Origin of the sequence: Vibrio penaeicida (assembly GCF_019977755.1) — a bacterium.
Classification (GTDB): domain Bacteria; phylum Pseudomonadota; class Gammaproteobacteria; order Enterobacterales; family Vibrionaceae; genus Vibrio; species Vibrio penaeicida.
The window spans coordinates 1,317,559-1,342,346 of the sequence record NZ_AP025145.1 but is presented as its reverse complement, the minus strand read 5'-3'; the positions used below and the strand labels follow the sequence as shown (position 1 = coordinate 1,342,346).

24 protein-coding genes are annotated in these 24,788 nt (G+C 41.9%); 8 read left to right on the top strand and 16 right to left on the bottom strand.

Going from position 1 to position 24,788, the window contains the following annotated elements; translation table 11 throughout:
• Positions 1–131: 131 nt before the first annotated feature.
• Positions 132–728, bottom strand: coding sequence for a hypothetical protein (locus tag LDO37_RS24310; RefSeq protein WP_126609432.1), 597 nt, complete (start codon positions 726–728; stop codon positions 132–134).
• 217 nt (positions 729–945) lie between these two features.
• On the opposite strand from LDO37_RS24310, the gene LDO37_RS24305 reads away from it, so the two are divergent.
• Positions 946–1,197 (top strand): YnjH family protein, encoded by a 252-nt coding sequence (locus tag LDO37_RS24305; RefSeq protein ID WP_126609433.1) that lies wholly within the window; start codon positions 946–948, stop codon positions 1,195–1,197.
• Between the two features lie 87 nt (positions 1,198–1,284).
• Here LDO37_RS24305 and LDO37_RS24300 read toward each other — a convergent pair whose 3' ends face one another.
• A complete protein-coding gene (locus LDO37_RS24300; RefSeq protein ID WP_126609434.1) occupies positions 1,285–1,581 on the bottom strand; it encodes a YfcZ/YiiS family protein in 297 nt (98 codons plus the stop codon).
• 490 nt (positions 1,582–2,071) lie between these two features.
• Between LDO37_RS24300 and LDO37_RS24295 the strand changes: the two genes are divergently transcribed.
• Positions 2,072–2,533, top strand: coding sequence for a TetR family transcriptional regulator (locus LDO37_RS24295; RefSeq protein ID WP_101113975.1), 462 nt, complete (start codon positions 2,072–2,074; stop codon positions 2,531–2,533).
• Positions 2,534–2,619: 86 nt separating this feature from the next.
• Here LDO37_RS24295 and yiaY read toward each other — a convergent pair whose 3' ends face one another.
• Together yiaY and LDO37_RS24285 are read right to left on the bottom strand one after the other, a co-directional pair.
• Positions 2,620–3,768: an L-threonine dehydrogenase gene (gene yiaY / locus LDO37_RS24290; protein ID WP_126607458.1), complete on the bottom strand. Its 1,149-nt coding sequence runs from the start codon at positions 3,766–3,768 to the stop codon at positions 2,620–2,622.
• Positions 3,769–4,023: 255 nt separating this feature from the next.
• Complete coding sequence (locus LDO37_RS24285; RefSeq protein WP_126607459.1) at positions 4,024–4,929, bottom strand: chemotaxis protein; 906 nt, start codon at positions 4,927–4,929, stop codon at positions 4,024–4,026.
• Positions 4,930–5,156: 227 nt separating this feature from the next.
• On the opposite strand from LDO37_RS24285, the gene ppiC reads away from it, so the two are divergent.
• Positions 5,157–5,435, top strand: a complete 279-nt coding sequence (gene ppiC, locus LDO37_RS24280) for a peptidylprolyl isomerase PpiC (RefSeq protein ID WP_126607460.1) — start codon at positions 5,157–5,159, stop codon at positions 5,433–5,435.
• 40 nt (positions 5,436–5,475) lie between these two features.
• Here the strand turns inward: ppiC and LDO37_RS24275 are convergent, their stop codons facing one another.
• The 10 genes from LDO37_RS24275 to LDO37_RS24230 all read right to left on the bottom strand — a co-directional run bounded on the left by LDO37_RS24275 (position 5,476) and on the right by LDO37_RS24230 (position 18,023).
• Positions 5,476–6,831, bottom strand: coding sequence for a TRAP transporter large permease (locus LDO37_RS24275; protein WP_126607461.1), 1,356 nt, complete (start codon positions 6,829–6,831; stop codon positions 5,476–5,478).
• Entirely contained in the window at positions 6,821–7,408 is a 588-nt protein-coding gene (locus tag LDO37_RS24270) for a TRAP transporter small permease subunit (RefSeq protein WP_126607462.1), read from the bottom strand. Before LDO37_RS24270 ends, LDO37_RS24275 begins: the two co-directional genes overlap by 11 nt.
• Positions 7,409–7,475: 67 nt before the next feature.
• Complete coding sequence (locus tag LDO37_RS24265; protein ID WP_126607463.1) at positions 7,476–8,555, bottom strand: TRAP transporter substrate-binding protein; 1,080 nt, start codon at positions 8,553–8,555, stop codon at positions 7,476–7,478.
• Between the two features lie 97 nt (positions 8,556–8,652).
• Positions 8,653–9,684, bottom strand: coding sequence for a lipase family protein (locus LDO37_RS24260; RefSeq protein WP_185829775.1), 1,032 nt, complete (start codon positions 9,682–9,684; stop codon positions 8,653–8,655).
• Positions 9,685–10,173: 489 nt separating this feature from the next.
• On the bottom strand, positions 10,174–12,600 hold the full coding sequence (locus tag LDO37_RS24255) for a PAS domain-containing hybrid sensor histidine kinase/response regulator (RefSeq protein ID WP_126607464.1): 2,427 nt from the start codon (positions 12,598–12,600) through the stop codon (positions 10,174–10,176).
• 11 nt (positions 12,601–12,611) lie between these two features.
• Positions 12,612–13,847: an ABC transporter substrate-binding protein gene (locus LDO37_RS24250; RefSeq protein ID WP_126607465.1), complete on the bottom strand. Its 1,236-nt coding sequence runs from the start codon at positions 13,845–13,847 to the stop codon at positions 12,612–12,614.
• Between the two features lie 288 nt (positions 13,848–14,135).
• Positions 14,136–15,245 (bottom strand): ABC transporter substrate-binding protein, encoded by a 1,110-nt coding sequence (locus tag LDO37_RS24245; protein ID WP_126607466.1) that lies wholly within the window; start codon positions 15,243–15,245, stop codon positions 14,136–14,138.
• Between the two features lie 14 nt (positions 15,246–15,259).
• Complete coding sequence (locus tag LDO37_RS24240) at positions 15,260–16,090, bottom strand: ABC transporter permease (RefSeq protein ID WP_126607467.1); 831 nt, start codon at positions 16,088–16,090, stop codon at positions 15,260–15,262.
• Entirely contained in the window at positions 16,090–16,959 is an 870-nt protein-coding gene (locus LDO37_RS24235; RefSeq protein WP_221768527.1) for an ABC transporter permease, read from the bottom strand. Before LDO37_RS24235 ends, LDO37_RS24240 begins: the two co-directional genes overlap by 1 nt.
• Positions 16,960–16,961: 2 nt before the next feature.
• Entirely contained in the window at positions 16,962–18,023 is a 1,062-nt protein-coding gene (locus tag LDO37_RS24230) for an ABC transporter ATP-binding protein (RefSeq protein WP_126607468.1), read from the bottom strand.
• A gap of 245 nt (positions 18,024–18,268) precedes the next feature.
• Here LDO37_RS24230 and LDO37_RS24225 point away from each other — a divergent pair, with 245 nt between their 5' ends.
• Positions 18,269–19,099 carry a glycerophosphodiester phosphodiesterase gene (locus LDO37_RS24225; RefSeq protein ID WP_126609896.1) on the top strand — a complete coding sequence of 277 codons (831 nt, stop codon included), beginning with the start codon at positions 18,269–18,271 and terminating at the stop codon, positions 19,097–19,099.
• Positions 19,100–19,218: 119 nt separating this feature from the next.
• Complete coding sequence (locus LDO37_RS24220; protein ID WP_126609895.1) at positions 19,219–20,343, top strand: ROK family protein; 1,125 nt, start codon at positions 19,219–19,221, stop codon at positions 20,341–20,343.
• A 155-nt stretch (positions 20,344–20,498) separates the two neighbouring features.
• Here LDO37_RS24220 and LDO37_RS24215 read toward each other — a convergent pair whose 3' ends face one another.
• Both LDO37_RS24215 and LDO37_RS24210 read right to left on the bottom strand, forming a co-directional pair.
• The gene (locus LDO37_RS24215; RefSeq protein ID WP_101113961.1) at positions 20,499–20,753 is read right to left on the bottom strand and encodes a YgjV family protein; all 255 of its coding nucleotides are present in this window, start codon (positions 20,751–20,753) and stop codon (positions 20,499–20,501) included.
• A gap of 309 nt (positions 20,754–21,062) precedes the next feature.
• The gene (locus tag LDO37_RS24210) at positions 21,063–21,377 is read right to left on the bottom strand and encodes a DUF496 family protein (RefSeq protein ID WP_101113960.1); all 315 of its coding nucleotides are present in this window, start codon (positions 21,375–21,377) and stop codon (positions 21,063–21,065) included.
• A gap of 420 nt (positions 21,378–21,797) precedes the next feature.
• Here LDO37_RS24210 and LDO37_RS24205 point away from each other — a divergent pair, with 420 nt between their 5' ends.
• The 3 genes from LDO37_RS24205 to LDO37_RS24195 all read left to right on the top strand — a co-directional run bounded on the left by LDO37_RS24205 (position 21,798) and on the right by LDO37_RS24195 (position 24,040).
• Positions 21,798–22,460, top strand: coding sequence for a YceH family protein (locus tag LDO37_RS24205; RefSeq protein ID WP_126607683.1), 663 nt, complete (start codon positions 21,798–21,800; stop codon positions 22,458–22,460).
• Complete coding sequence (locus tag LDO37_RS24200; RefSeq protein ID WP_126607684.1) at positions 22,457–22,735, top strand: GIY-YIG nuclease family protein; 279 nt, start codon at positions 22,457–22,459, stop codon at positions 22,733–22,735. Before LDO37_RS24205 ends, LDO37_RS24200 begins: the two co-directional genes overlap by 4 nt.
• A 165-nt stretch (positions 22,736–22,900) precedes the next feature.
• Entirely contained in the window at positions 22,901–24,040 is a 1,140-nt protein-coding gene (locus tag LDO37_RS24195) for a conjugal transfer protein TraF (protein WP_126607253.1), read from the top strand.
• Positions 24,041–24,788: the final 748 nt, after the last annotated feature.

The following is a 24,788-nucleotide window of genomic DNA, read 5'->3' as shown; positions in this document are numbered from 1 at the left end:
GCTCGCCTTTGAGAGTTTAGACTCTGAGCTTCTTCACCTATACATTCAAAGAACCTAGAAAGGAGCGTTATTACCTAACGCTCCTTTTTGTATTCTTCTGTATAAATCGTTTGTTCTAAGTCGATAGAGGGCTACCTTGCGACGGCCCCACCGAGCTTTAAGTCCTTTGGCCAATATGTAATCTGATTGCCGCCAAGGTATATGTTGCCATCAACCGTTAGCTCATCGGGTAGTTTAGTTATATTAGAACCGCCGATGTACAAATTTCCTTCTACTGTTAAGGGTTGAGGAAGCTCTTTCAAAGGTGTGCGAATAACGCTAAGGTCACCTGTTACAATTAACCCAGGTGGTAAGGTTTCAAGAGGAGTATCTGTAAAATTAAGGTAGCCACCCACTTTCACGCTAGCATTCCATGTAGTTATTTGTGAACCAAGAAAGTTGCCATATCCTTTTATGTTGGTTCCTTTAGCAATAAATGAAAGCTGGCTGTTTGAGGCATCTAAGCTCCCTCCAATTTCTAAACCTTTGGGCAATTTCTCAATCGCTGTTTTCGCAATGTTCAGGTTTTTTTTCACCACCATCCCGTCAGGAAGAGATGTGTAGTGGGTATTTCTTAGATTTACATTGCCATAAGAGTCAATGTGGTTCAGTAATTTATATTGATCCAGTGGTTTGGTGTGGGCAATGCCACTCAATAGCAATCCAATGAACAAATAACCAGCTTTCATACGCACTCAAGTTCAAACTGTGACTATTATCTGATAGTAAGCGTTATACCCAAGTCATTCCAGTACCGAGACCTAGATATTGGAGGCAGTATAGCTGTGTAGGGCTGCAAGTCCTGCTAAAGTTATAGGTGAGCAAGTAAGCTCAATATCCATAAAATCAAAGCCTTGTCTTATATAGAGTTTACAAGGGCATAATCAACTTAACTTTAGGATCATTATGGGCAAACTTCTTATATTCGCAATCTCGATTCTTTCTGTTGGTGTTCATGCTAAAACGGTAACCACGCCGAAATCTTCAGTCATCGTTACTGATGGCAAACTGTTTGAGAAAGTGTGTTACTACGAAGATAAAGCGTACACACTCGGCGCTGTGCTTCAGGTAGGTGAGTTGTACTTAATTTGCAGTAAGGAGCAAGAATTTGAATTGAATGGGGATCTAAGGTGGCTTCAATTGGAACAGGATGGATGAGGGGATCCGATCTTGTTTAAGGGCGGCTAGAGAAAGCCGCCTATCTAATGTTTATCTGTATTGGTTGTTTATCTGTATTGGTACAGCTTATCGGGCTAGTGCACGCGTCTTCAATTCAAAGATGAGTTTTTCGGCACTGCAGGTGAATTGGAATCTTGTTTCAATACCGATTTTGCCTTCAATGCGTTGGCTTTCATACGTCACTTCGTCAGATACTGTTTTTGCTAGATCTATGTATTTATTGAGTTCAGACTCTAATGCAGTGAGATCACGACCGAACAAAGATATGTTTGCTACATCGTCGCCTTCTTTGATAATGAACCCCATTTCTGCGCTGCATCCACATGCTTCACAAACTTGGTTTTCTTCTACTTTCGTTGTCATAACGTATCCTCTTACAATTAATGAGGGTATGTTACTCTTCTGCTGTCTTTAAAACCACAGAATTTCAGTTTGTTGGTGTTAAATTATTGGCTTCGACGAGTTCATGGAATAGTGTTTTGTAACGATATATTCATCGTATTTATGTGACATTCGTCACGAGGCTGTGAATGGGAATGTCGATTTGTCGGGTCGTAAAATAAGGTCATATTGCCCAATTGAGTAATTTGTAAGAAGATTCGGGAAATCGGAATCATTTGCAATAGTGTCACTTTAAATAAAGTTCTGTTGCCCGGTATTCGGGTAAATCAAATGAGCGAATATTTATCGATCTCGCTCTTTATGAATTACTCCTAGCAAATCACAAATTTCGTGAATAATTGCTTATATATTCCTCAATCTGTTGAGATTTTAAAAATATAGAACATAATACTATAAGTCGCTCATGCTCGATTTTGAGTGTACTTAAACATATAAATAGATGAGCCCTAACATGCCAAAGCGTAGTAAAGAAGATACCGAAATCACCATTCAAAAGATTATGGATGCAGTTGTAGACCAGTTAATTACATTGGGCTACGACAAAATGTCTTACACCACTTTGAGTCAACAAACAGGCGTCTCTCGTACAGGTATCAGTCACCACTTCCCTAAGAAAACGGATTTCACAGCAGCACTAGATGGACGAATCTTTAAGATGTTCGTAACACACCTAGTTCTGGATGAAGGGGTTGAGAGTTTTAAATCCAGCTGGGTTAAAGCCCTTGATAATGCAGAGTTCTTAGCAATTCTTAGATTGCTATTCCACCATGTCGTGACATCAGAAAATGCGCACGAATTCGCTCGAGCTGGAATAGAGCGTTTATACAAGATGGTAGAAGATAACTACGGTGAATCTGCTCGTGAAGATCTGGATGTGTTGTTTGGAAAAAGCTTAGTTCGTATGGCTGGCTAAAACCAAAAAGTATCTTGAAAGAAAAACCAGCCAATTGGCTGGTTTTTTTGATTAGAACTGAGATTATTTGCTACTTAGGCTATGAGTTACATAGCCGCGGCGAAAATCGAAGAAATCTCATCATGAGTTGCTTGCTTAGGATTCGTTAATCCGCACGCATCTTTCAGGGCGTTTTCTGCAAGTAAGGGAATGTCTTCAGATTTTGCCCCCAAAACTTCTAGCCCTGCCGGAATACCAACATCTTCAGAAAGCTGTTTTATGGCACTCAATGCAGCCTCCGCACCTTGCTCATCAGTTAAATCCGTTACGTTTACCCCCATTGCTGCTGCAATGTCCTTTAGGCGAGCAGGGCATACCTGAGCATTATATTTTTGCACATGCGGAAGCAAAACGGCGTTACATACGCCATGTGGTAGATCGTAAAATCCACCAAGTTGATGTGCCATTGCGTGAACGTAACCCAGAGACGCGTTGTTGAATGCCATTCCAGCCATAAACTGAGCGTATGCCATTTGCTCACGGGCTTCTATATCTTCACCTTTGTTTACCGCCGTTCTTAGGTGCGCTTGAATGAGCTCTATAGCCTTTATTGCGACTGCATCGGTGATTGGTGTTGCAGCAGTAGACACATAAGCTTCAATGGCATGAGTTAATGCATCCATTCCTGTCGCAGCGGTTAGTGAAGAAGGTTTTGCAAGCATAAGCTCAGGATCGTTAACGGACATGAGAGGCGTAGTGTGCTTGTCTACAATCGCCATTTTAATATGACGCTTTTCATCTGTAATGATGCAGAAGCGTGTCATCTCGGATGCGGTACCAGCCGTTGTATTGATGGCAATAAGTGGTACCTGAGGCTTCTCTGATTGGTCAACGCCTTCATAATCGGCAATTTTTCCACCATTAGCCGCAACAAGTGCGATACCTTTAGCGCAGTCATGGGGCGAGCCACCACCTAATGAGATAACAAAGTCACACCCATTTTCTACCAACAGCTCTAAGCCTTCGTTTACGTTGGAAATCGTAGGGTTTGGTTGGGTCCCATCAAAAACAACGGTTGCAATTGCTCTTTCAGCAAGCAAATCGTTTACTTGTTTCACGACTCCGATTTGGTTTAACACTTTATCAGAGACTATTAACCCCTTGGTGAAACCTTGTGATTGAATGCTATCGACGGCTTGAGTTAAGCAACCTGCTCCCATTAGATTGACCGTAGGGATGTAAAATGCGCTTGTCATTTCAGACTCTCCATTATTGTTATACATTGCTTTATTGCCTCTCTTTTGTGTTAGGAGAGGTCGTTTGGGTATATGCTCACTTTGCTTATGAAATTGGTTTTCTTTGTTGATCTGAAACAACGATTAACACCAATTGCTATCGCTTTCATATTTATGTGAGATATGTCGCAGTGGCAGGATGTGGAAGAGAGAGAAAGAGAGGAAATCAAAAAAGCCGGCGAAATCACCGGCTGATAATGGAATTAAATAATGACGTTACGCCGCACTGACTGATTCCTCAATTTGCTTAGCGCCTCTGAGCATTGCCTGTACGAGTTCAGTGGCATCAAACTTCGTTAGGGCTTCGTGAGCGCCTACTTGATGTGCTCGATCTACGCAAATCTCGCTCGAAAGTGAGGTGTGTAAAATCCTATATGATCGGCTCAGCGCGGTATCGCTTTGAACCTCGAAAGCAAGTTCATATCCATCCAGTCCAGGCATTTCGATATCACTAACTAAAATATCGATTGGCTTGTGGTTAGCCGCATCATCTTTCATCAAATTCAATGCATCTATACCATTTTTACACACTTGATAAGGGATGTTGATGCTGTCCAACGCATCCGATAGCTGTTTTCTTGCAATGCTAGAGTCGTCAACCAGAAGAATATTGAGAGGCTTAAGGCGTTCGCGTTCTACGTCGGTTAAAATTGGAATACGCTGGCTGTCATGTTCTGGGTATATTTTGGATAGCAAAAGTTCAACATCCAGCATTTGAACGATTTTTTCTTTATGACGAGTGATACCTGTTACGAACACGTTGTCGCCCACTGTATCAGGCGCAGATTCAATCGAACGCCAATCACACTCAATGATTTTCTCAATGTCGCGTACCATAAAGGCCACAATGGTGCGTAAGCAGTCTGTCACAATTAAATAGCTGTTCTCGTATTCTTCACGTGCTATTGGGCGAAATCCAATTGCCGCAGCCATATCAATAACGGGTACCGTCAAATCTCGAATTGGTATAGTTCCGACGACATGAGGGTGAGAGTAGGGGATTTGTGTGGTTTGAGCATAAGGTACAATTTCCCTAACTTTCAATGTGCCGATGGCAAAGCTCTGCTGAATCGTTAGCTTAAACATCAGCATTCCTTGAGACTGATTGGCTTTGCTTTTCATATATAAATCCGCGTAAGTAAACTCTCTTTCATTTTACAATCAATCAGCCTCTTTGGCTCACATTTAGATCAATTAAAATGAATCTAATTGTTTCGCCTGTGGCTCAATGGTTGTTTGGTAATGGATGTATATGATTTTGCTAGGGTTATATTTCATTCCATTCTAACGATGCACATAACTCACGTTTGGGTTACAATTCGGGCCTTTCAAAAACAGAGGACAACCCCATGGCGAGAACGGCAGCAGCCTTACATATTTTGGTTAAGCATAAAGAACAAGCAGAAGACATTGTTAGCCAGATAAAGAAAGGTGCTAAATTTCAAACGCTTGCGAAGAAGTATTCCTCGTGTCCGTCTGGAAAGAAAGGTGGTGATCTAGGTGAATTTAAAAAAGGGCAAATGGTTCCTCAATTCGATAAAGCCGTGTTTACTGGCGAAGTATTAAAACCTATGGTCGTCAAAACTAAGTTTGGTTGGCATGTTATTAAAGTGCTATACCGCACCTAATTCAAAAGGTCAGGCAATGCCTGACCTTTTTAGTTTCTCATTAGTACCCGTAGGCGACTCCTGGGAGCCAAGTGACGATTTGCTGAAAGTTAAACACAATGGCAAGTGCTATCACTTGAAGTAAAATGAACGGAATCACCCCTTTGTAAATATCCCCAATAGTGACACCATCTGGAGCAACCCCTTTCATGTAGAAAAGGGCAAATCCAACGGGTGGTGTTAAAAATGAAGTTTGCAGGCAAACGGCAAAAAGTACGGTAAACCAGATTAAGTCGAAACCAAGGGATAAAACCACCGGAGCAACGAGTGGAAGCACAATCAAGGTGATTTCTATCCAATCTAGAAAGAACCCTAACAAGAAAACTGCGATTAAAATCGCAATAATAATGCCGCTTGGAGCCAAGTCTAGATTCGTTAGCGCACCTTCTATCAGCTCATCTCCTCCCAATCCTCTAAGTACCAAAGAAAATGCGGTCGCTCCAACGAAAAGAGCAAATATAAAAGCGGTGGTTTTGGTGGTTTCTTCTCCAACTTCCTTTAACACCGTTTTATTCAGCGCGCCTTTAGACCAAGCGAGAAGTGTCGCGCCTGCCGCACCTACGCCTGAGGCTTCGGTAGGTGTTGCGATACCAAAAAATATTGATCCAAGAACGGCGACGATAAGCCCTGCAGGTGCGAGTACGGCTCGGAATACTTGTAAAATCACAAGAATGGATACCGGTTCAGCCGACTCAGACAACGGCGCTTTACTTGGTGAGATTAACCCTGTGAAAACGATGTAGCCCACATAAAGCGCAGCGAGCAGCAGACCAGGGAAAAGAGCGCCAAGGAACAGGTCACCAACGGAAAGACCAATTCGGTCGCCCATCATAACCAGCATAATACTTGGGGGTATTAATATGCCTAACGTTCCCGTGGCGCAAACTGTTCCACATGCGAGTGATTTACTGTAACCCTGCTTTAGCATTAGAGGAATACCAAGAACAGACAGCAAAACAACAGCAGCCCCTATGATTCCTGTTGATGCGGCGAGCAGTAAGCCAACGATGGTGACGGTAATGGCTAAACCACCTCTAACTCGTCCGAACAACCGAACGAGATTTGTCATTAGATCTTGTGCGACGCCAGAACGATCCAGCATTAACCCCATATAGATAAACATTGGGAGCGCGACTAACACCCAGTTATTCATGGTGTCCCATATTCTAGGGATGACGATAGAAACATATTGCCAATCAATGCCAATCCATGTGTCTGCCCACGTGTCTAAACCGAGTGCGATAGCGGAGAATAAAATGGATACGCCGCCAAGGATCCATGCGACAGGAAAACCAGTAAAAAGCAGCAATATGAAAGTGGCGAACATGCCAATCGCTAAAATTTCATTAATTTCCATTCTCACCTCCATGCTGGGTGAATCTACCGGAAATCAAAGCAGCGAGGATACGAGACAATCGTGAGATAACAGCGACAGTAAGAAAGGCGAATCCAACAAAAAGTATGGATTTAATAAACCAACGATAGGGCAGTCCGCCTGGAGCTGAAGAAACTTCACTTAGCTGCCAAGAATACGCAATAAAGGGGAGTGAATAGTTTAAAACGATCACTATAAATGGGACCAGAAGCGTGGTTATTCCGATCAACTCTACCCAGCATTTTGTTTTTATAGAAAAGTGGTCGTATAGAATGTCTACTCTTACGTGGGAGTCAGTAATAAAGCAGTAGCTTAGCCCTAATAGCCAGCCAGCGGAGTACAGGTGCCACTGTAATTCTTCGAATTCAACCCGACCCTCGCCAATCAAATAGCGCATCAAAACGTTTATAACGATGATCGACATTAGAAGTGGCCAAATCCAAATCATGTAATCATTCACTTTACCTATGATCTTATCCAGAGCTATAGACAAGCTCGTTTCTGGAAGCTGGCTAAGCAGTGCCTTTTTATTGGACTCTGGGAGAGATATGGAACTCATATTCGGCGTCCTCTGAGAAAAGTGGCGTCTATTCGACGCCACTAAATAATGGGTGTTCTGGTTGATTTTAGTAGTTGTTAGGTAAGTAAGCCTTTGACTTCCAAATATCGTATTCTTCAGCAAAAGCCTGTTGAGATTGGTAGATTTCTTTAAAATCTGCATCTTTAGCTGAAATTTCACTCATAACTTCATCTGTGAGTGATTTAAGCTGACCCAAAATTTCGTCGGGTAACTGGCGAGCGGTGACGTTTTTGGCTTCAAACCCTTTAATCACTGAACCTTGAAGGGCTTCTCCACGTGTTAGTGCTCGGAACGTACCCGCGGTACATGCCATATCAATCATGGCGCGCTGACCATCTGAAAGGGACTTCCAAGTTTCAGCATTCACTACTAAGTGAGAGGCGGTGAACGTTTGGTGCCAACCAGGGAAATAATTGTTCTTGGCTATTTTGTCAAAGCCCATCATTTGGTCGATGGCAGGCATAGAAAATTCGCTCGCGTCAATGGCGCCTTTTTCTAATGCAGGGAAAATTTCTCCACCTGGCAATACAGTGACCGATGCCCCCGCTTTTTGCATCACCTTGCCACCGAGCCCAGCAAAACGAATTTTAAGCCCTTCTATGTCTTTTAGAGAAGTGAGTTCTTTCTTGAACCAGCCTGCAGTTTCAGGGCCAATAACAGAGCACAAAACAGGGTGAATGTTGTGTTTTGCATACAGCTTTTCTGCAAGCGCTTTGCCTTCTCCATCGTACCACCAAGAAGCGTAAGCCCATGGTTCCATTCCGAATGGCACAGCGGCAAATAAAGCAGCAGCAGGTATTTTTCCTTGGTCGTAACCTAACCAAGTGTATCCAGCGTTAAGTTGTTTATTTTTAACCGCTTCAGTAATTCCAAATGGCGGAACCAGCTTCCCTGGCTCATAAATTTTGAATTGGATATTACCGTTGCTGGCTTTTTTAATTTGTTCAGATACGTACTTGATTGGGTCGCCTAAGGCGGGCAAATGTGTCCCAAATACAGCTTGAACTTTCCAGCGTACTTTATCTTCAGCGTTGGCTGGCATACCTGCAATTGTTGCGGCAGAGATGGCAACCGCTATTCCAGTTTTGATTACAGCAGCTCGTTTAATCGATGGTTTCGTTTTCATGATAAACACCTTATTTTTACTAAGACAGATAATGACTGTCGATAGATAGTTGATGTGATGATTTTATAGAGTGTTATGCACTGCTTAATGAGCGCGGTTAGAACCCTAGGTCGGCTAGCAAGCTTGGCAATGAATTGATTGCAAAGTTGGTTTGCCAAAACAGAACATCAAGGGTGTCATCTGTCCAATCGATATAGAACGCTGCGGTGAAGCTATTTATATCGTTGTCAATCGCGTTGTAATCATTAGTATTGATTCGAAAAATGGGTTGAGAAAGAAACATCAGCTCTTCTTTGAGAGGTGTTGTGAAGTGGCGCGTTAATCCATTATTAACGAGAAATAGTGGGGTGAATCGTGAAGCAGACAAATAGTGAATATCACCATATTGCTTCGATGTAGGACCAAGGGTATCGGCGTCTTGTTGATAATCTAGGTCGGATACGAATTCACCTTCTAGGTTGAAATTCGTAATTTGGCTGGCGTTTGTTTGCCATTGATTAGACGGCTTTCCTTGATCAGCATGTTTTGATTTGATTTCATTTAAAACGGCATTCGCAATACCTGAAGCGTCGAACGCCGTTGCAGGATCCCCGGTTGTTATCGCCGCTGCTGTTGCTAACCCTCCGCCAAGGCTATGACCTGTGTAATGTATTTGGTAACCAGAATATTGATTTTTAATTTCAATCGATTTTTCTATGGCCATTGCATACTGAGCAGGGACCATATCTTGCACCATAATGCCATTAGTAACCCAGTCAGAAGTGCCTAGTTCACTGCCACGAAACGCAACGACAACGGTGTTGGATTTTTGATAAATACCCGCGTAGAAACCTGAATCATAGTCGATAACGTTATCCACTCTTGTCCAACCACGAGGTGATCCGTTTGCAGTGTGAACGACTTCTGCAAACTCCAAATAATCCAACGCTACCGCTGCTTGGTTAATGGATGGGGGCTGGTGAGTTTTGTAAGTTGTACCGGTTGAATTTACTGTGTTTGTGTAATTGGGTACCAGTACCGATTCGATGTACGCGCCTACGTTACTCGCTTCTTCTTGCGTTAGGGCGTAAGTTTGGGTCGATACAAGACCAAAACAAAGTAACGTCGCAACGTTATGTCTTAGTTTCATGCTCATTTCCTTAAGTCTTTTAGTTGTGTCCATTCTTCGTGATTTTCATTCCAAAAGTGGTAGGTATTGGATGTGTTATGATAATCTCAATTGTTATATTGAGACTTTGAGTCTCAATATAAATAAGGCTAGTGTGTTTGAAGCTCATGTTCAATAAGATTTTGGTCTGGTAATAGAGTTGATAGCTGCAAAAATGCAAGCCGTTAGAGCGGGGAAGTGCTGTTACTGTAGGAAATGTAAAGGAAAACTTGGATCGCACACACTAATAGTGGGTGTAACAGTTCATTAACACAAATGATTAATACTGTGGATTATGTCTCATTTTATTTATGGGTATTCATGATGAAGAAGACTCAATAAACGATTAAAAATAGGGAAGTGATTCAGCGCTATTGTTGTTGGTTTGATTGTTTGAATTCGCTGTTTGTTTTTTAGTATCAATGATTTAGATGTGGCGTTTTAAGTTGACGGTATTATGCGACTCGATTTCTATTTAAGCGATGTAGCATGTAAACGATGTAGCATGTTATCGAGCAGTGTTTCTTTTACCGGTTTCACCAAAACATCATCACACCCTGCGCTAATCATTGCTTCGCGAGTTGTTGCGTAGGCGTCTGCGGTACAGCCGATAATAATCGGTTGTCTACCTTTTACTTCTTGTGCACGAATGATCGTTGTGGCTTGTATTCCATCCATAATTGGCATGTGATTATCCATTAAGATAACTGGGTAGAAGTTGGTTTCTGCTAAGTCTATGGCCTCTTTACCTGTTGCAGCAAAATCGCAATCAAAGCCACGTGTTTGAAGAAATTTTTTCATGATCATGCTATTAACACGGTTGTCTTCTACAATGAGCGCTTTTTTGCCGCCTGCTTGGTATTCAGAATGGCTTTCTTTTATTCGTTTTTTTTCTGAATGACCCACTTGCAGTGCAAAACTTGCAATGAATTGGCTTCCTTTATTCACATCACTGAGTAACTCAATTTTTCCAGACATTGCCTTACATATTTGATCGGCAATAGCGAGCCCAAGCCCTGTTCCTCCATAATTTCTTGTTGTGCTACTCTCCGCCTGGATAAATGGACTGAAAATTTCGGTTTGCCTACTCGGGTCAATACCGATTCCTGTATCTGATACAGAGACACTTAGCATAGGTTGCATATTCTCGGGCTGTGTATTCAAGCACACTTCTAGGGTAATACTGCCTTTCTCAGTAAACTTAAGAGCGTTACTGATTAAGTTAGTTAGAACTTGTCGAATTCTTCCATTATCGCCCAATAGCCATACTGAACTGTCGATAGAATGCAAGCACTTAAACTCAATGCCCTTTTCCATACATAATGGTGTGTATGTGGTTTCAATTTCATTGATAAGGTCCAATAGGGAAAAACTTTCTGGCGCTAATACCAGTAACCCAGCTTCGATTTTTGAAAAGTCGAGTAAGTCATTGAGTAATGACATCATATGAGAGCCAGAGCTTTGTAGGGTATCGAGGTATTCTTGTTGGGTATCCGTCAGCTCTGTTTTGTTTATGAGCTGTGCAATGCCTAAAATACCATTCATGGGAGTACGTATCTCATGGCTAATGCTCGCGAGAAAATGTGATTTTGCTGAGTTCGCTTTTTCTGCTTTGTCTCTTGCGTCTTCTAATGAAGCTTGCAGTCTTTGTTTCTCTGAAATATCCCTTTCTACAGCGATAAACCCTTCAATTACGCCGGATTCGTCTAAAACTGGGGTGATATCTATATCTATCCAGTACGTTTCGCCAGACTTGTTGTAGTTTAGAATCTCTTCTCTTATGCCTTGGCAGTTGCTTACTGCTTTTTGAATACGTCGTTTGGTGTCTGCGTTAGTTTCTCTCCCTTGGAGCAAATTTCCAGGTTTCTTCCCTATAACTTCTTCCGCTTTATACTGAGTAAGGTGAGTGAATGCGTTATTTACCCACGTAATATTTCCATTTACATCAGTAATGATGATGACATCTTTGGCATGCCTGGCGACTTTTGCCAATCGACGAGATTCCTCTTCTTGTACTTTTAGCTGCTTAGAAGATTCTGCCAATTGTTGCCGAGACAACGCAAGTTCTTCAAAAGGTTGAACCAGTAGTTTTCGACCAAATAAATATGCGCCAATTAAACACACAACAAAGGCGATGAACGTCGTACTGACTAGGTTATAGAGTAGAGTACTTCGCTGTTGATTTTCCAAATCGGTATTAATGCCATACAGTAGAATCAAACCAAACTGATTAACGGGGACTTCAAACACACGCCAAGGAAACGCTTGTGATGGGCGAGGGTTAACATTAGTTTCAAGCTGCTGAAGTGCAATCCAACGCTGGCCATCCTTCATTAGCCCCGAAAAGAAGTCTTGGCTGTTGAATTTAAACTCCACCATAAAGACACCTTCAACAGAGTTGTTATACGTAATGGGAACGTACATCCAGAAAAACTGCTCTTTGTATTTTTGGACAAGAGAAACAATTAGCGAGCCATTGTCTATTAGTATCCTGTTAACCGAGTCCAGTGAAAGTTGCTCTCGATAAGAAAAATCTATCTCGTTAAACACGAGATCGCTCGCTATGTCGAACAAGGCGACTTTTATAGAGTCATTGAAAATACGCTCTTTTTTTATGTGATCGAATATTTCTTGTGGACTGACCGAGTTTCCCATCGCAGCATTGACTAAAGCTGGGGAGGAAGACAAACGCTTGAACGCGGTTTCTCTATCTTGAAGGTACTGTAAAACGTGCCGTTTTGCCGACTCCTGTTCAAGTTTGGTGGCTTCTGACTGAAGTGACGTGAGTGCGATTCTGCTTTGGTGGTTGATCACCATGCCACCGATTCCTGCGAACAGCGCAGCGACGATAGTAATGAACAGTATAAATAGTTGTCTTGCCGATAAAGACTTAAGCAAAGGCAATCTCCTCAACGCACATTATTTTTTTGAATTACAGCTATGTTGTTTGTTTGATTGAATTTGGCCATGCATAAATCCTCTAACCCAAGCGCTTCATGAGCATCAGGTTGATCGTCTGAAAATGCGCTGAAAGGTGTGTGATAGGTTTTTACCAACCCCTTAACGGGCGCATCAACGCTTTCAAGGGCCAACCGAACCTTGGCGCGGTTTTCGACCATATCTTCACCAAGCTCTATTTGAGACAACGCTTGAATCAGAACTCTGGATAAATCGTAGCCATGAATGAATCCTGTTGGAGCGTTTATGTCGTTGGGCGTTTGGATTTCTGATGGGAATAGCTGTATCGCCTGTTCAAGGACGCTAGTGGACAAAGAAGTTTCTGGAGAAGACAGAAATGAAAAACAGGTTTGAATCACGTAAAGATCGAGCCGAGAGCGAATAGCGTGAGGAACTTTCTCTGCAAAGTCTCCACCTGTAATACCCCAGTGACTGACTATCGGAAGCCTTTCTTCTAAAGGAATAGATGCCATTGCATTAACGACTTGAACACCTTCGGATGCGTTTGAGACCATTAAGATGCAATCGGCGTTAGCTCTTTTTATTTCCCTAATTTTAATTCGTGCACCAGATTCATTTATCCCCCAATTAAACCAAGTAACTTTGGGTTCGGCTAACCCAAAGTTTCCTATCGCTAATGTCATGTTTCTTTGGTTAGACTTTCCCCAAGGTGTCTCTTCCAATAATAGATGAGGGGTTTTGCACTTTCTGTCTTTTACAGCAAAGCTTGCCATTCTCTCGCCTGCTTTTTTGTCGTCTATGGAAAGCCTAAACACCCAGTTTTCTTTACTCGGATAACGCGTAATAGGCGCGCCAGCCGCCCAAGGCACCAGTGTGAGTATTTGGTTTTTGTTTATGTATTCTCGGTATTTAATTAACGGGGGCGAATGAAGACCTGCAAAAATGACCAAAGCGTCGGGATCGTTAAGGAACTTAGCCATGTTTTTTTTACTTCGGACAGAATTACCCTTGTGATCTAGAACGACGAAATTATCTTTGCGCCCCTGAATGGTATTGTCCACTTCCTGGAATGCCGTTTTTATACCCTGTTCAATGGAGCGGGCGGATTCAATGTAGTTGGATCGATCAGCATCGAGGTAAATATTGATGGAAGATGTGTCAGCAGAAGAATGAAGCGGTATGAAAAGAGTAGCGAAAAGACCCAATAACCTGTGTGAAAAATTCATATACCCGACCGCCTTAGGTGCATAAAAGTTTTAATTTTTCTTTGAGTATAGAAGCTATTCTGGCATCCATATAGGATATAACGTGTGAAGAACCCTAAAATGTTAGATCGAGCGAATAATTCCCGAAGAGCTAGGAGGCTTTTAAGCAAAGTCGCTCCACTTTGGTCAATGAATAAGATATGTAAGGTCAGAGTTGTATAAAGAAAAACAGATGCTTCCGCATCTGTTTTTGAGGGGAGAATGATTATAGCTCAATAGAAGGGAATAGCCTATTGAGCCAGACCATAGTTACTTCATAAGTACCCTTTGCGTAAACTGCTTACTCATTTCTTTACCGTAAATGGCGTTAAAAGGTTGAGTAGAGCGGCTGCGCATCTCTTGAGAGACGAGTGCTTGGCTGGCGTCGGAATTTGGGTGTTGTGGTGCAACGCCGAATTTCGCATTCAAGGCTGTTTGAGTCTCAGCACTGGTTAGCCAATGTAAGAAAAGTACAGACGCTGCTTTTCTTTGGCTGTTTTTGGCAATAGCCGCAAAATTAGCGCCACCTGACATACCAAATTTAGGGATGTAGAACTTTAGACGTGAGGTTATTGCTCCTCGCTTTTGCAAGCCAGCGAGGTGATCTTCCCATGCAGGAGCAAGAACAATCTCACCATCGTTGATTCGTGTTAGGCTGTCGGCGTTAGAAGCGGTAATCACCATGTTATCTTCATACTGATTGAACCAATCCCAAGTTTTACTCCATTTTTGAGTTACCGATGAGCTGAGTTTTTTGCCTTTCGGTTCTCCAGAATAATTTCTTATCGCGGCTTCAATAAACCGACCACCAGAACCACCGCCATTTGGATCGTTCACGCCAAATGATTTCGAGTTGGTTTCCATGTACTGGCTCAGCTGCTCAAAACTTTGGGGCAAGTCTTGTTCCTTGATACGTGAAGGATCGTACGCAATACCGGTTTGGTTACCCCAAAATGTGACCGCGTAACCTTCTGAGTCAAACCCTTCACTTTCCGTTTTAAGGTTTGTAATCTCAGGTAATACATCCAATTTTAAAAGCACTTTTTCTGGAGAGAAAATCTTAATATTCGATGCACCTAAAGCAATGACATCAAGCTTTCCTTTTTCACGCTTACTTTCCGCAATTAGCTTATTTCGGTTTCCGTCTAATGTACCTTCAGGGATTCGAACTTTTATTCCATATTGGTCTTCGAAGCCTTTTACAAACTCACGCCACCCGGGTTGCAGGTACCATACCGCAAAGCTAACCGTACCTTCTTTCTTTGCCTGATCTTCTATTTCTTTCCATGTCATCTTAGTGACGTCGTATGCAGATGCCGACGTCGCGACACAAGCCAGCATTCCAGCTAGTAGCGCTTTTAAGGGGGTAAATTTCAACATAATTTCCTCGTTTACTAAGCTTTGCCCGTGGATTGGGACAAGTAATTTCCTTTTAAAAGTTGCTCAATAATGAGCATAAGTATGACGTTAGGAATCACTAGAAATAGTGACACCACAGCCGCATCCGGACGGATGAATGAGTACCCCAGAAAGGAATACAAAATGGTTGGAACGGTAATAAAGTCGGGGGCACCCAATACGTAAGCCATATTGAATTCCTCAATACTGATCACCAGACAAAAGATGAGTGAAGCCAGCATGCTCGGTTTCAGCATCGGCATGAAGGCATGACGAAAGGTGGTAAAGCGGCTAGCTCCCATATCTGCACATGCATCGATAACATCTTGAGGTACGGCTCTAAACCCAGCGCTTAAAATACGAATTGCGTAGGGAAGAGCGAGCACCGTATGTGCGATAACAATGCTGACATAAGGTTCTGAAATACCCAGCTGGAGGAGCATTCCGCTGAAGAAAATAGCCAGTATCATTGAAGGCATAACCATTGGCAGTAACGTTAGAATCTCTGCCGTTTTCTTGCCTTTGAAATCCAACCGACCAAACGCATAGGCTGTCGGTGTCGCGAGGCAAACCGTAAGAAACGCAACGGCGGGAGCGACGGTGTAACTGTTGATAAGAGCTTCTTCGAGAGAGGTGGTTTCCCAAATTTCAGACCATCGGGCAAAAGATAAAACTTGTGGGAAAATATCGGGGAAACTCCAGGGATGAGCAGGGTCGACCAAAGACCAAAGCACAGCCATTGCGAAAGGAATTCCGAGCCACAATACGTTGACCACAACGAAAAAACCGACACTTAGATAGATGACCCATTTGCTGTTTTTAGTCATTACGAATTCCTCCCTTGAATGGTCGTAATAACGGAACGAGTCTTGGTTGCGAAAGGTTGGGTGACTAAGGTAATGACGACGGCGGAAATAACAGCAACAAGCATGATAACCATGGCGATAACGGCGGCTTTCTCCCATTCGTAGTACTGCGTCGCGGTAAAGTTCATCAGCATAGAGAGCGAATAAGCGTTTCGTGAACCCGCGATAGAAGCAAAGGCGAAATCACCAAGGGCACCAATAAATATCAATATCAAAGACGCTTGCAATGCGGGAATGGTGAGCGGGAAAATGATCTGCCTAAATTTTGCAAAACGAGAGGCTCCCAAATCGTCTGCGGCATTAAGAATGTCACTCCGAATACTGTTGATAGCACCACCCAATAAAATGAGTGCAAACGGGACGTTTTTCCAGATTTGCAATAGGATCACACTCCAACCAAACTTATCGTTTGTTAAGCGGAGTGGCTTATCGAGAAGACCTAAAGCCATCAGCCCTTCATTCAAAATGCCGTGATACGAGATGACATTTATAAGTAAGAACGCGGCGACTAACCCCGGTACAAACATTGGAGCACGCAACACACCTATAAGCAGTGGTTTTGCGGGTAATGGCTTACTTAACCACATGGCAATGGGGTAAGCGATTATGATGGCGCCCAAACTGCCTAGAGTGGACGTGCGTAATGAATAAGCGAGCGAACGCTGTAAAATTGGATCGGAAATCATCTCTTGCCAAAAAGTAAACGTAAATGACGATTCACCTGTCAGGCTGACCATGCCAAAACTTTGGGCGACAACGGCATAGAGAGCACTGCCCATCAAGAACAGAATGACGCCTAAGCCAGGAATAAGAAGTACATAAGCTTTCACGGCTATACCTCCTCCAAAAAACGTATCGCGTTTCTAGGTAGTTGAAACGAGACTTTATCGCCAGCTCTGCAAGTCATTTTTTGGTGGAGCTGAATTCGAATTTTTTGACCGCTAGGTTCGTCGGCTGCTCGTCCGAACAAGTCTGTGACATTTCCAAGGAAAGCAAGGTTCTCCACTTGAATTTGGAACTGGTTTTCGTCGTCGTTAAGCGCTGCATGAGCCGACTCAGGGCGCCAACAAATGTAAATATTTTCTGAAATGGGTGCGGTGTCGGATTGAGTGATAAAGATGCCAAGTTCACACTCGACTCTGTATAAATTGTTGGTGTCGGTATGAGAAACCTTGGCTGGAAGAATGTTTGCTGCACCAATGAAGTCTGCTACAAATCGGTTTTTAGGTTGAAAATAAATTTGTTCAGGCGAGCCTATCTGTTCAATGCAGCCTTTATTCAGCACTACGATTTTGTCGCTCATGGCCAACGCCTCAGCTTGATCATGCGTGACATAAACTGTCGTAAGGTTTTGCTCTTTCTGGAGCGATTTGATTTCAAAACGGACACTTTCACGCAGTTTGGCATCAAGGTTAGATAATGGTTCGTCGAATAAGATCACATCTGGGCGCATAACCATTGCTCGTGCTAGAGCAACGCGTTGTTGCTGACCACCGGAAAGTTGGGACGGCAGCTTATCCTTATGATCTTCAAGTCCGACTTGGGCGATTGCCTCTGCCAACCTTGCGCGTTGCTCCTCTATCGGCATCTTTTTCTGAACCAACCCAAAACAGATGTTGTGGGAAACACTTAAATGCGGAAAGAGGGCATAAGATTGAAAACACATCGCTGTACTTCGTTTTTCGGGCGGTTGCTGGTCGACTTGGTGCCCGTTGATATGAATTTCTCCAGAATCCAAAGACAGAAAACCACCTATCATCTTTAAAAGAGTGGTTTTTCCACATCCGCTAGGACCCAGAAGCGTAACAAACTCTCCGGCTTTTGCTTCAAATGAAATATTGTCTGAAGCAACAAAGTCTCCAAACTTCTTAGTTACATCCTTAATTTGCAACATCGGCTTTTTTCTTCCTTATTAAACTTGCCTACAAAGAATAATCCTAATGAATGATTCTCAAAAATATTGTGACGAGCTTCTACTTATTGGATAAATCAAGACTGTGTTTCGACTAATATCTGTGTATCTAGTTGATAAATAAAAGAATAAAGAAATGATAAAATAATCAGCAATAAGAGATTGAACATCAATCATAGATGGATTACAGTTTTATTAAACTTTTCAATAAAGAATAAGGTTGCTGTATGTCATTTAATTTCCATGTGGCTCATTTGGGAAAGGTCCTTGTTAATAGTCATAGGGGGTATTGCCATGTTTATCCAGAAAATACACTTCCAGCATTTGAGGGAGCACTGCAAGAAGGAACGCATTCCATTGAGATAGATGTAGCGATGACCACAGACAATGAAATTGTTGTTATCCACGATCATAGTGTCGACCGCACCTCTAATGGGACGGGGTATGTTGAGCAAATGAGTTTGTCTGATTTAAGCGCGCTCGATTTCGGCGGTTGGTTTGATCAATCGTTTGCCGGAACTAAAATTCCAACGCTTAGAGAGTGTTTAATTTGGGCAATGGATAGTGGGGTTGGGTTGGTTGTTGAGGTTAAACAACGTAAGCGGCATAAGGAATTTATTAGCGAGCTAGATAAACTGCTAAAATCGCTACCCGGTAGTATCGAACACATTCAACTTCTTTCGTTCGACCACGTTCTACTCAATATCGCAAAAAGCTCGATAGAAAACTTGAACATTCAAGTGGTGACGTTGGCACGTTACAATGATCAGCTTGCGGCGGTTAAGGCATCTAATGCGGACTGTGTTTGTGTTGAGTACCCTCATGTTCATGTCGAAGATTTACAGGCGTATAAGAACGAAGGGTTGTGTGTCAGAATGTTTTTGCCAACGATGAGTAACGGTTTATCTCCTACTGAACATTTTAATCGGCACTTTGGTTATGATGTTCATAATGAAATAATCGGTTGGTTACGCGACGGACTCATTGATATGATCAGTCACGATGATATAGCAATGCTGAAATCTTTGGTTTACGAAGCAGGGCTTGAACCCGTCTAAAATACCGAATGTTGAACATAGAAAATATAGAGTAACCGAGAAAGGTCAGCAGGCTCTCGCTCAATAAGCTCATGTGTTTTATCAAGTAAAAGCAGTATATAGGGAATCAGTAACGGAACATGTTGTCTCCAATTAAACCACTTCAACTTAGCCTGACAGAAGGGCAAAAAAAGGTTCTTGGCGTTGTTCGCCAGCACGGTTCTTTACCCAGAACAAAAATTGCCGAGTTAACAGGGTTTGGTACAGGCTCAGTGACGACTCTTTGTAAAGAGCTATTGAGTTTGCAGCTTATTCATGAAAGTGAGCGAGTTAAAGGCGGGCGTGGACAGCCAGCAAAGCCCGTTTCATTGTCGCCTTATGCTGCTTTTACGTTTGGTGTGGCTTTTCATATCGCAAAGATTGACTTAGCGCTTGCCAATTTTACTGGTGAGATATTGGATCGCGTCGAAATTTTTTACGACGAATCTCAACCTTTAAAGGACACCATTATTCTCATTGAGAAATCGATAGAGAAACTAACGGTAAAGCACAGATTAGTGAATGCTCGAATTCTGGGAATAGGGGTTTCGATGCCTGGTCCACATATGTCTGATGGCAAATGTGTTCACACCATCGATCAGATGAAGCACTGGAGAAATGTTGATTTAGCGGCGTTATTCGGAGAACAGTTCGATTATCCGGTCTGGATCGATAACGACTGTAAGGTGGCTGCAGTCGGTGAATATTATTCTGGGCTTTGGGAAGAGACAAAGCATTTGGTTTTGATTGAAATAGGTCACGGGATTGGCGGGGCTGTGATTATGGATGGAAAACTCTATTCAGGCAGGCACAACAATGCGGGAGAAATCGGCACGTTTTTTAATAGGCGTGATAAGTTGAGGCCGTGTCTTCGAGAACTGATTATAGAGCTTCAAGATGCAGGTTTAGATGTGGTGAAGTTGGAAGATATTCCCGATATCACTCATCCGATTGTCGCGAATTGGATAAAACGCTCAGCAGAACGGTTGATGCCCGCACTGCTGCTTACTCTGAGCTGGTTTGATCCCGAGTGCATTGTTATTGGCGGTACTTCGCCTAAAGCAATTAGCGATGCTTTGATTAAAGAGATGGATCTAACTACTGAGTGGAACAGCCGCTTTGATTACCCAGTAGCAGAGATTGCGTCTTCTAGAGTTGGGAAGTATTTGTCGTCTTACGGGGCGAGTATGTACCCCGTATTTCAAACTCTTTCTTATCAAACATAGTGCTTTTCTTATCAAGCTTAGTGCTTTTTATCAAATTCAGTGTTTCCTTTTTCGAATATAAAAAAAGACCCAATGGCAATGCGATTGGGTCTTTCTTCTATAGTTAGCTTTTTTTAATAAAATTGACTGAACTTCAATCGGTAAGGGAAAAGTATTTACGCTTTTGCCGTTTCCAAGTTTTCAGCTTTTTTCTCGTTATACATTTTGAGAAGGAAGTATACATTCACGCAAGCGATAAATCCGTTGGTGACGACAACAGGCATAGCGTCGATCATTAGGCCATAGCTTGTGAAAAGTGCACATCCAATAAAGTTAAGTACTCGAAGCAATACGATGTCTTTCATCATTAGCGAGATCGCTACCATGATTGACGATGCGTAACCTAAAATTTCTACAGTGCTAAATTCCATTATTTGACCCTCATAGTCTCATCGGTGTTACAGCTACCAATTCTTCTCTTCATGAGATGGTGGGGGTTATCCTTGCCCCGAATGGTCATTTTGTTTAACTATAACAAGAGCTGAATAGGTCTGGAATACAAGGTGTTAAGGAAAGTGAAAGTAAGCGATTACGCAAACGTTAAACGTTAAAAATAAATCTTGTATACCTATTTGTGTTGAACGAATCAGTAAAACTTGATGCGGAGATTTTAAGAGGGAATGAAATAAAAACCCCTGCGTAGCAGGGGTTAGAAAGCGGTTTTGGATAAGCGAATCGGCTTATTTTTTACCTTGAGTTTGCTTATCTGCTTCTGTTAGCTCGCGGATCTTACGGCTAATGTCGCGGCGAACTTTAGAGATTTCTGCGCTCTTAATGATGTGGTCATCAACGCGATCTTCATAATCAGCTTTCATGTTTTTGATGATAGCAACGATTTCATCAGGCTTCATTTCTGGCTTGATGTAGTCCAGTAGGTTTTCTAGTAGATCAACACGCTTAGTGTTATCACGAATTTTCTTATCGTTGTCCTGCAACTCACGCTTTAGTTTGTTTTTACGACGAGCTTGGTTAACGATTTCAAATACGTTGTTCATAGGATTTTTTCCCCAAAATCAAAACGAGTAACTTTTTTTGATTAAAACATAATGCAGGAACGCTTAACAGACTTTAGATCAATCCCTTGCATCTTATGATGAAAATTTAAACATACACTCTGAGAACAGTTGTGTTGAACTCCTGAACCGCTATATCATCTTCCTAAGTATTTAAACAATTACCGCGAAACTATGACACCTATAGATGAATGCGACACCAAAGAGAACTGCGCTTCCACAAGAACTAAGCTCAGTTCCTCGTATAAAACAGGTCGTCAGTTGCAAGAAATTACCGAGATAGAACTGAGCCGAAGTAAAATAGTTGTTCTATCTTTGGATGGCAAGCCACAACGAATTCCTTTGGTAACTAACCACTAGATAAGGGTTAGTATCAGGGGGCAGAACAAAAAGGAAGGTTGAATGAGCATTGAATTGAACGCTATTGAAGCTCGCGTGATTGGCTGCTTAATAGAAAAGGAAGTGACTACGCCAGATCATTACCCGCTTACTTTAAACAGCTTAACGTCTGCATGTAATCAGAAGAGCAATCGAGACCCTGTACTCTCATTATCTGAAGGTGATGTACAAAACGCATTGGACTCACTCATACAACGCAGACTCGTGACCGACGAAAGCAGCTTTAACTCTCGTGCTGCGAAGTATCAGCATAGGTTCTGTAATACAGAATTTGGAAGCTTGAAGTTTACTGCGCAAGAAAAAGGGATAGTTTGCTGCATGCTACTCAGAGGAGCGCAAACGCCAGGAGAACTCCGTACACGCACAAACAGGCTTTGTACCTTTACTGATGTAAAAGAAACGGAGAGTGTACTGGAAGGGCTTGCTGCACGTGAAGAGGGTGCATTAGTTGTAAAACTGCCTCGTGAGCCAGGAAAGCGTGAATCTCGCTATCAGCACTTATTCTGTGGTGAAGTTGATATCGAATCTCTTGCTACTGCTTCAATTGAGTCTTCTGGCGATACAACGAGAGTAGATGCGCTAGAAAGTGAAGTGGCTGAGCTAAAATTAGAAGTGTCAGAGCTTAAGGATTCTCTTGCCCAGCTTCGAGCGCTCATTAATCAATGATAAGTGAAGACGCTTGGTTTGTTTACCTTATAAGAGACAAAAACGCGTCTTTGTATTGTGGCGTAACCGACCATGTCATTCGTCGGTTTCGCCAGCATCAGCTGGGTAAAGGGGCAAAGTTTTTACGCGGAAAAATGCCTCTAACACTTGAGTGGTTCTACGTTGCAGACTCTAAAAGTGCAGCGTTAAAACTAGAATACAAAATCAAGCAATTGCCAAAAGCGCAGAAAGAAAAACTCGTTTCTGGCGTATCCCTTTTTACTTTCTTAAATTAACATTCTTTTTCTTATCCGGTTCAACCTTTCTAAAAGGCGTTATAGATCACATTAAATCGCGGTCGCAACTCAAGTCATACATTACAATAATCTATTGAAAGAGAAATTATCTTCATATCATTTATGAAAATAGTTGAGCTACATAAATAATAATTGGAATAGATTATGAATAACAAAAATGCAGTGGTGTTTGGCTTATCTTTGTTGTCGCTGTCTGTCAGCGCAGCTAATCATGTTGCCGATGGGCGCGGAAATGGTATGGGGAATACTGGGGTTGCCTCTGGGGAATACTTAGTCGCTCCATTCTACAACCCAGCGCTTTCTGCGGTCAGTGAAGATTCAGATGATTTTGCTTTGCTTATTCCTGCTGGTGGAGTGAAAGTTCGGGATACCGATAACGCAATAGAGCTTATTGATGATGTGCAAAACACCTTTGAAAAAGTGCAGTCATCACCTAGCACAGCTTTACTTCAAGAGCTAAACGGTCAACTAGATTCATTGTCTGGTCACAAACCCCTTACCGCGTCTGGAAACCTCGGACTGGCGGTAGCAATTCCAACTCAAGTTGTGTCTGTTAACCTATTTACTGCTGGTTACGTTGAAGTTATTGGGGTAACAAACGTAGCGTCGAAAGTATCTGATGGTCTTACGGATACGACGCAGCGAGTTCAAAACACCGATGTAGATTTGGTTGCTTTTGGTTACACCGAAATAGGGGTAGCGCTAGCTAAGCAACTTAACGTTGGTGGTCAGCAGTTTTCTTTTGGTGTGACTCCTAAGTTTCAAAACCTGACTACGTACTCGCAAAACATTAACGTTAATGACTTCAAAATCAATGACTATGATGAAGGAGAAACAACAGAGTCAGCATTCAACTTAGATTTGGGCGCGGTATGGTTACTCGGAGATAATTTTAGAGGGGCGTTAGCCATTAAAGACGTTCTAAAACAATCAATAACTACTGAAACGAACTTTGTATACGAACTGTCGCCGCAGATAACAGTAGGAGGAGCTTTTGTTTCAGAGTTCTTTACCTTGGCAGCAGATGCTGATCTAATGGCTCAAACGCGTTTTGTAGGAGTCGATGATGATACTCAGTTTGTCCGACTCGGAGCAGAAGCGAACGCTTGGGACTGGGCTCAATTACGATTAGGTTATGAGATTGACACCAAAAGTACAGTAGACAATTCTGTCACATTTGGGCTAGGTTTCAGCCCCTTTGATGTGGTTAACATTGATCTCGCAGGTAGTTACGCGGGAAACAATCAGTTTGGCGCATCAGGCAGTTTAGCGTTCACGTTCTAAATTTTACCTCTAGCTAGTGCGCACCTGAAAGCCAGTTATAAAGAAACATTGGAAATGTAGATTGAATGATCCAAGTTGTTTTATAACTGGCTTTTCTACTGAAAAATGACCCAGTATGCTAATCGATTTTACAAAAAACGATTGAGGTAATGTCTTCCATATGATCAAAATTAGAAACTTTTAATATCAAAATTTTGAATGAATAGAGAATGAAAAATCCACCCTAAGGTTATTTTTTCCCATTCCTGTATTTATATTTAAGTAAATAACCTCAAATTATATACTCTTCTTTATTTTATGAATTGGCATCACTTTTGATCTGAAAATAATATTTGATGATATAACTGTCATTGTAATTAGATGAAGAATAATCAATTTATTTATCCATTGATGTTTAATGTGTTTTATAACAATGAATATATAGTTTTTATTATTTAATAATACATCTATATATAACGAGCGTAACTCTATGATAAATAAAGCTTTTGATTAAAAATTGCTCGATAATGTTTCTGAAATGTAAAATATAAGTTTCTTATTCAGTATTTCGTTAACATAAGTGCATGATATTTGAGATGGTGATCTTGTTTTGGCGATAAACCAAACTTTGTAAGTAGATTTATTAGAAATGTTGCTTATTTTAAATAACAAGAAATAAAAACGTCATAGAATTCTATTAAATTAAAAATAAATCTGAATCTTTGAACGTATTAAATAGATTAAGAATAAATCTCATTGAGACGTTAAA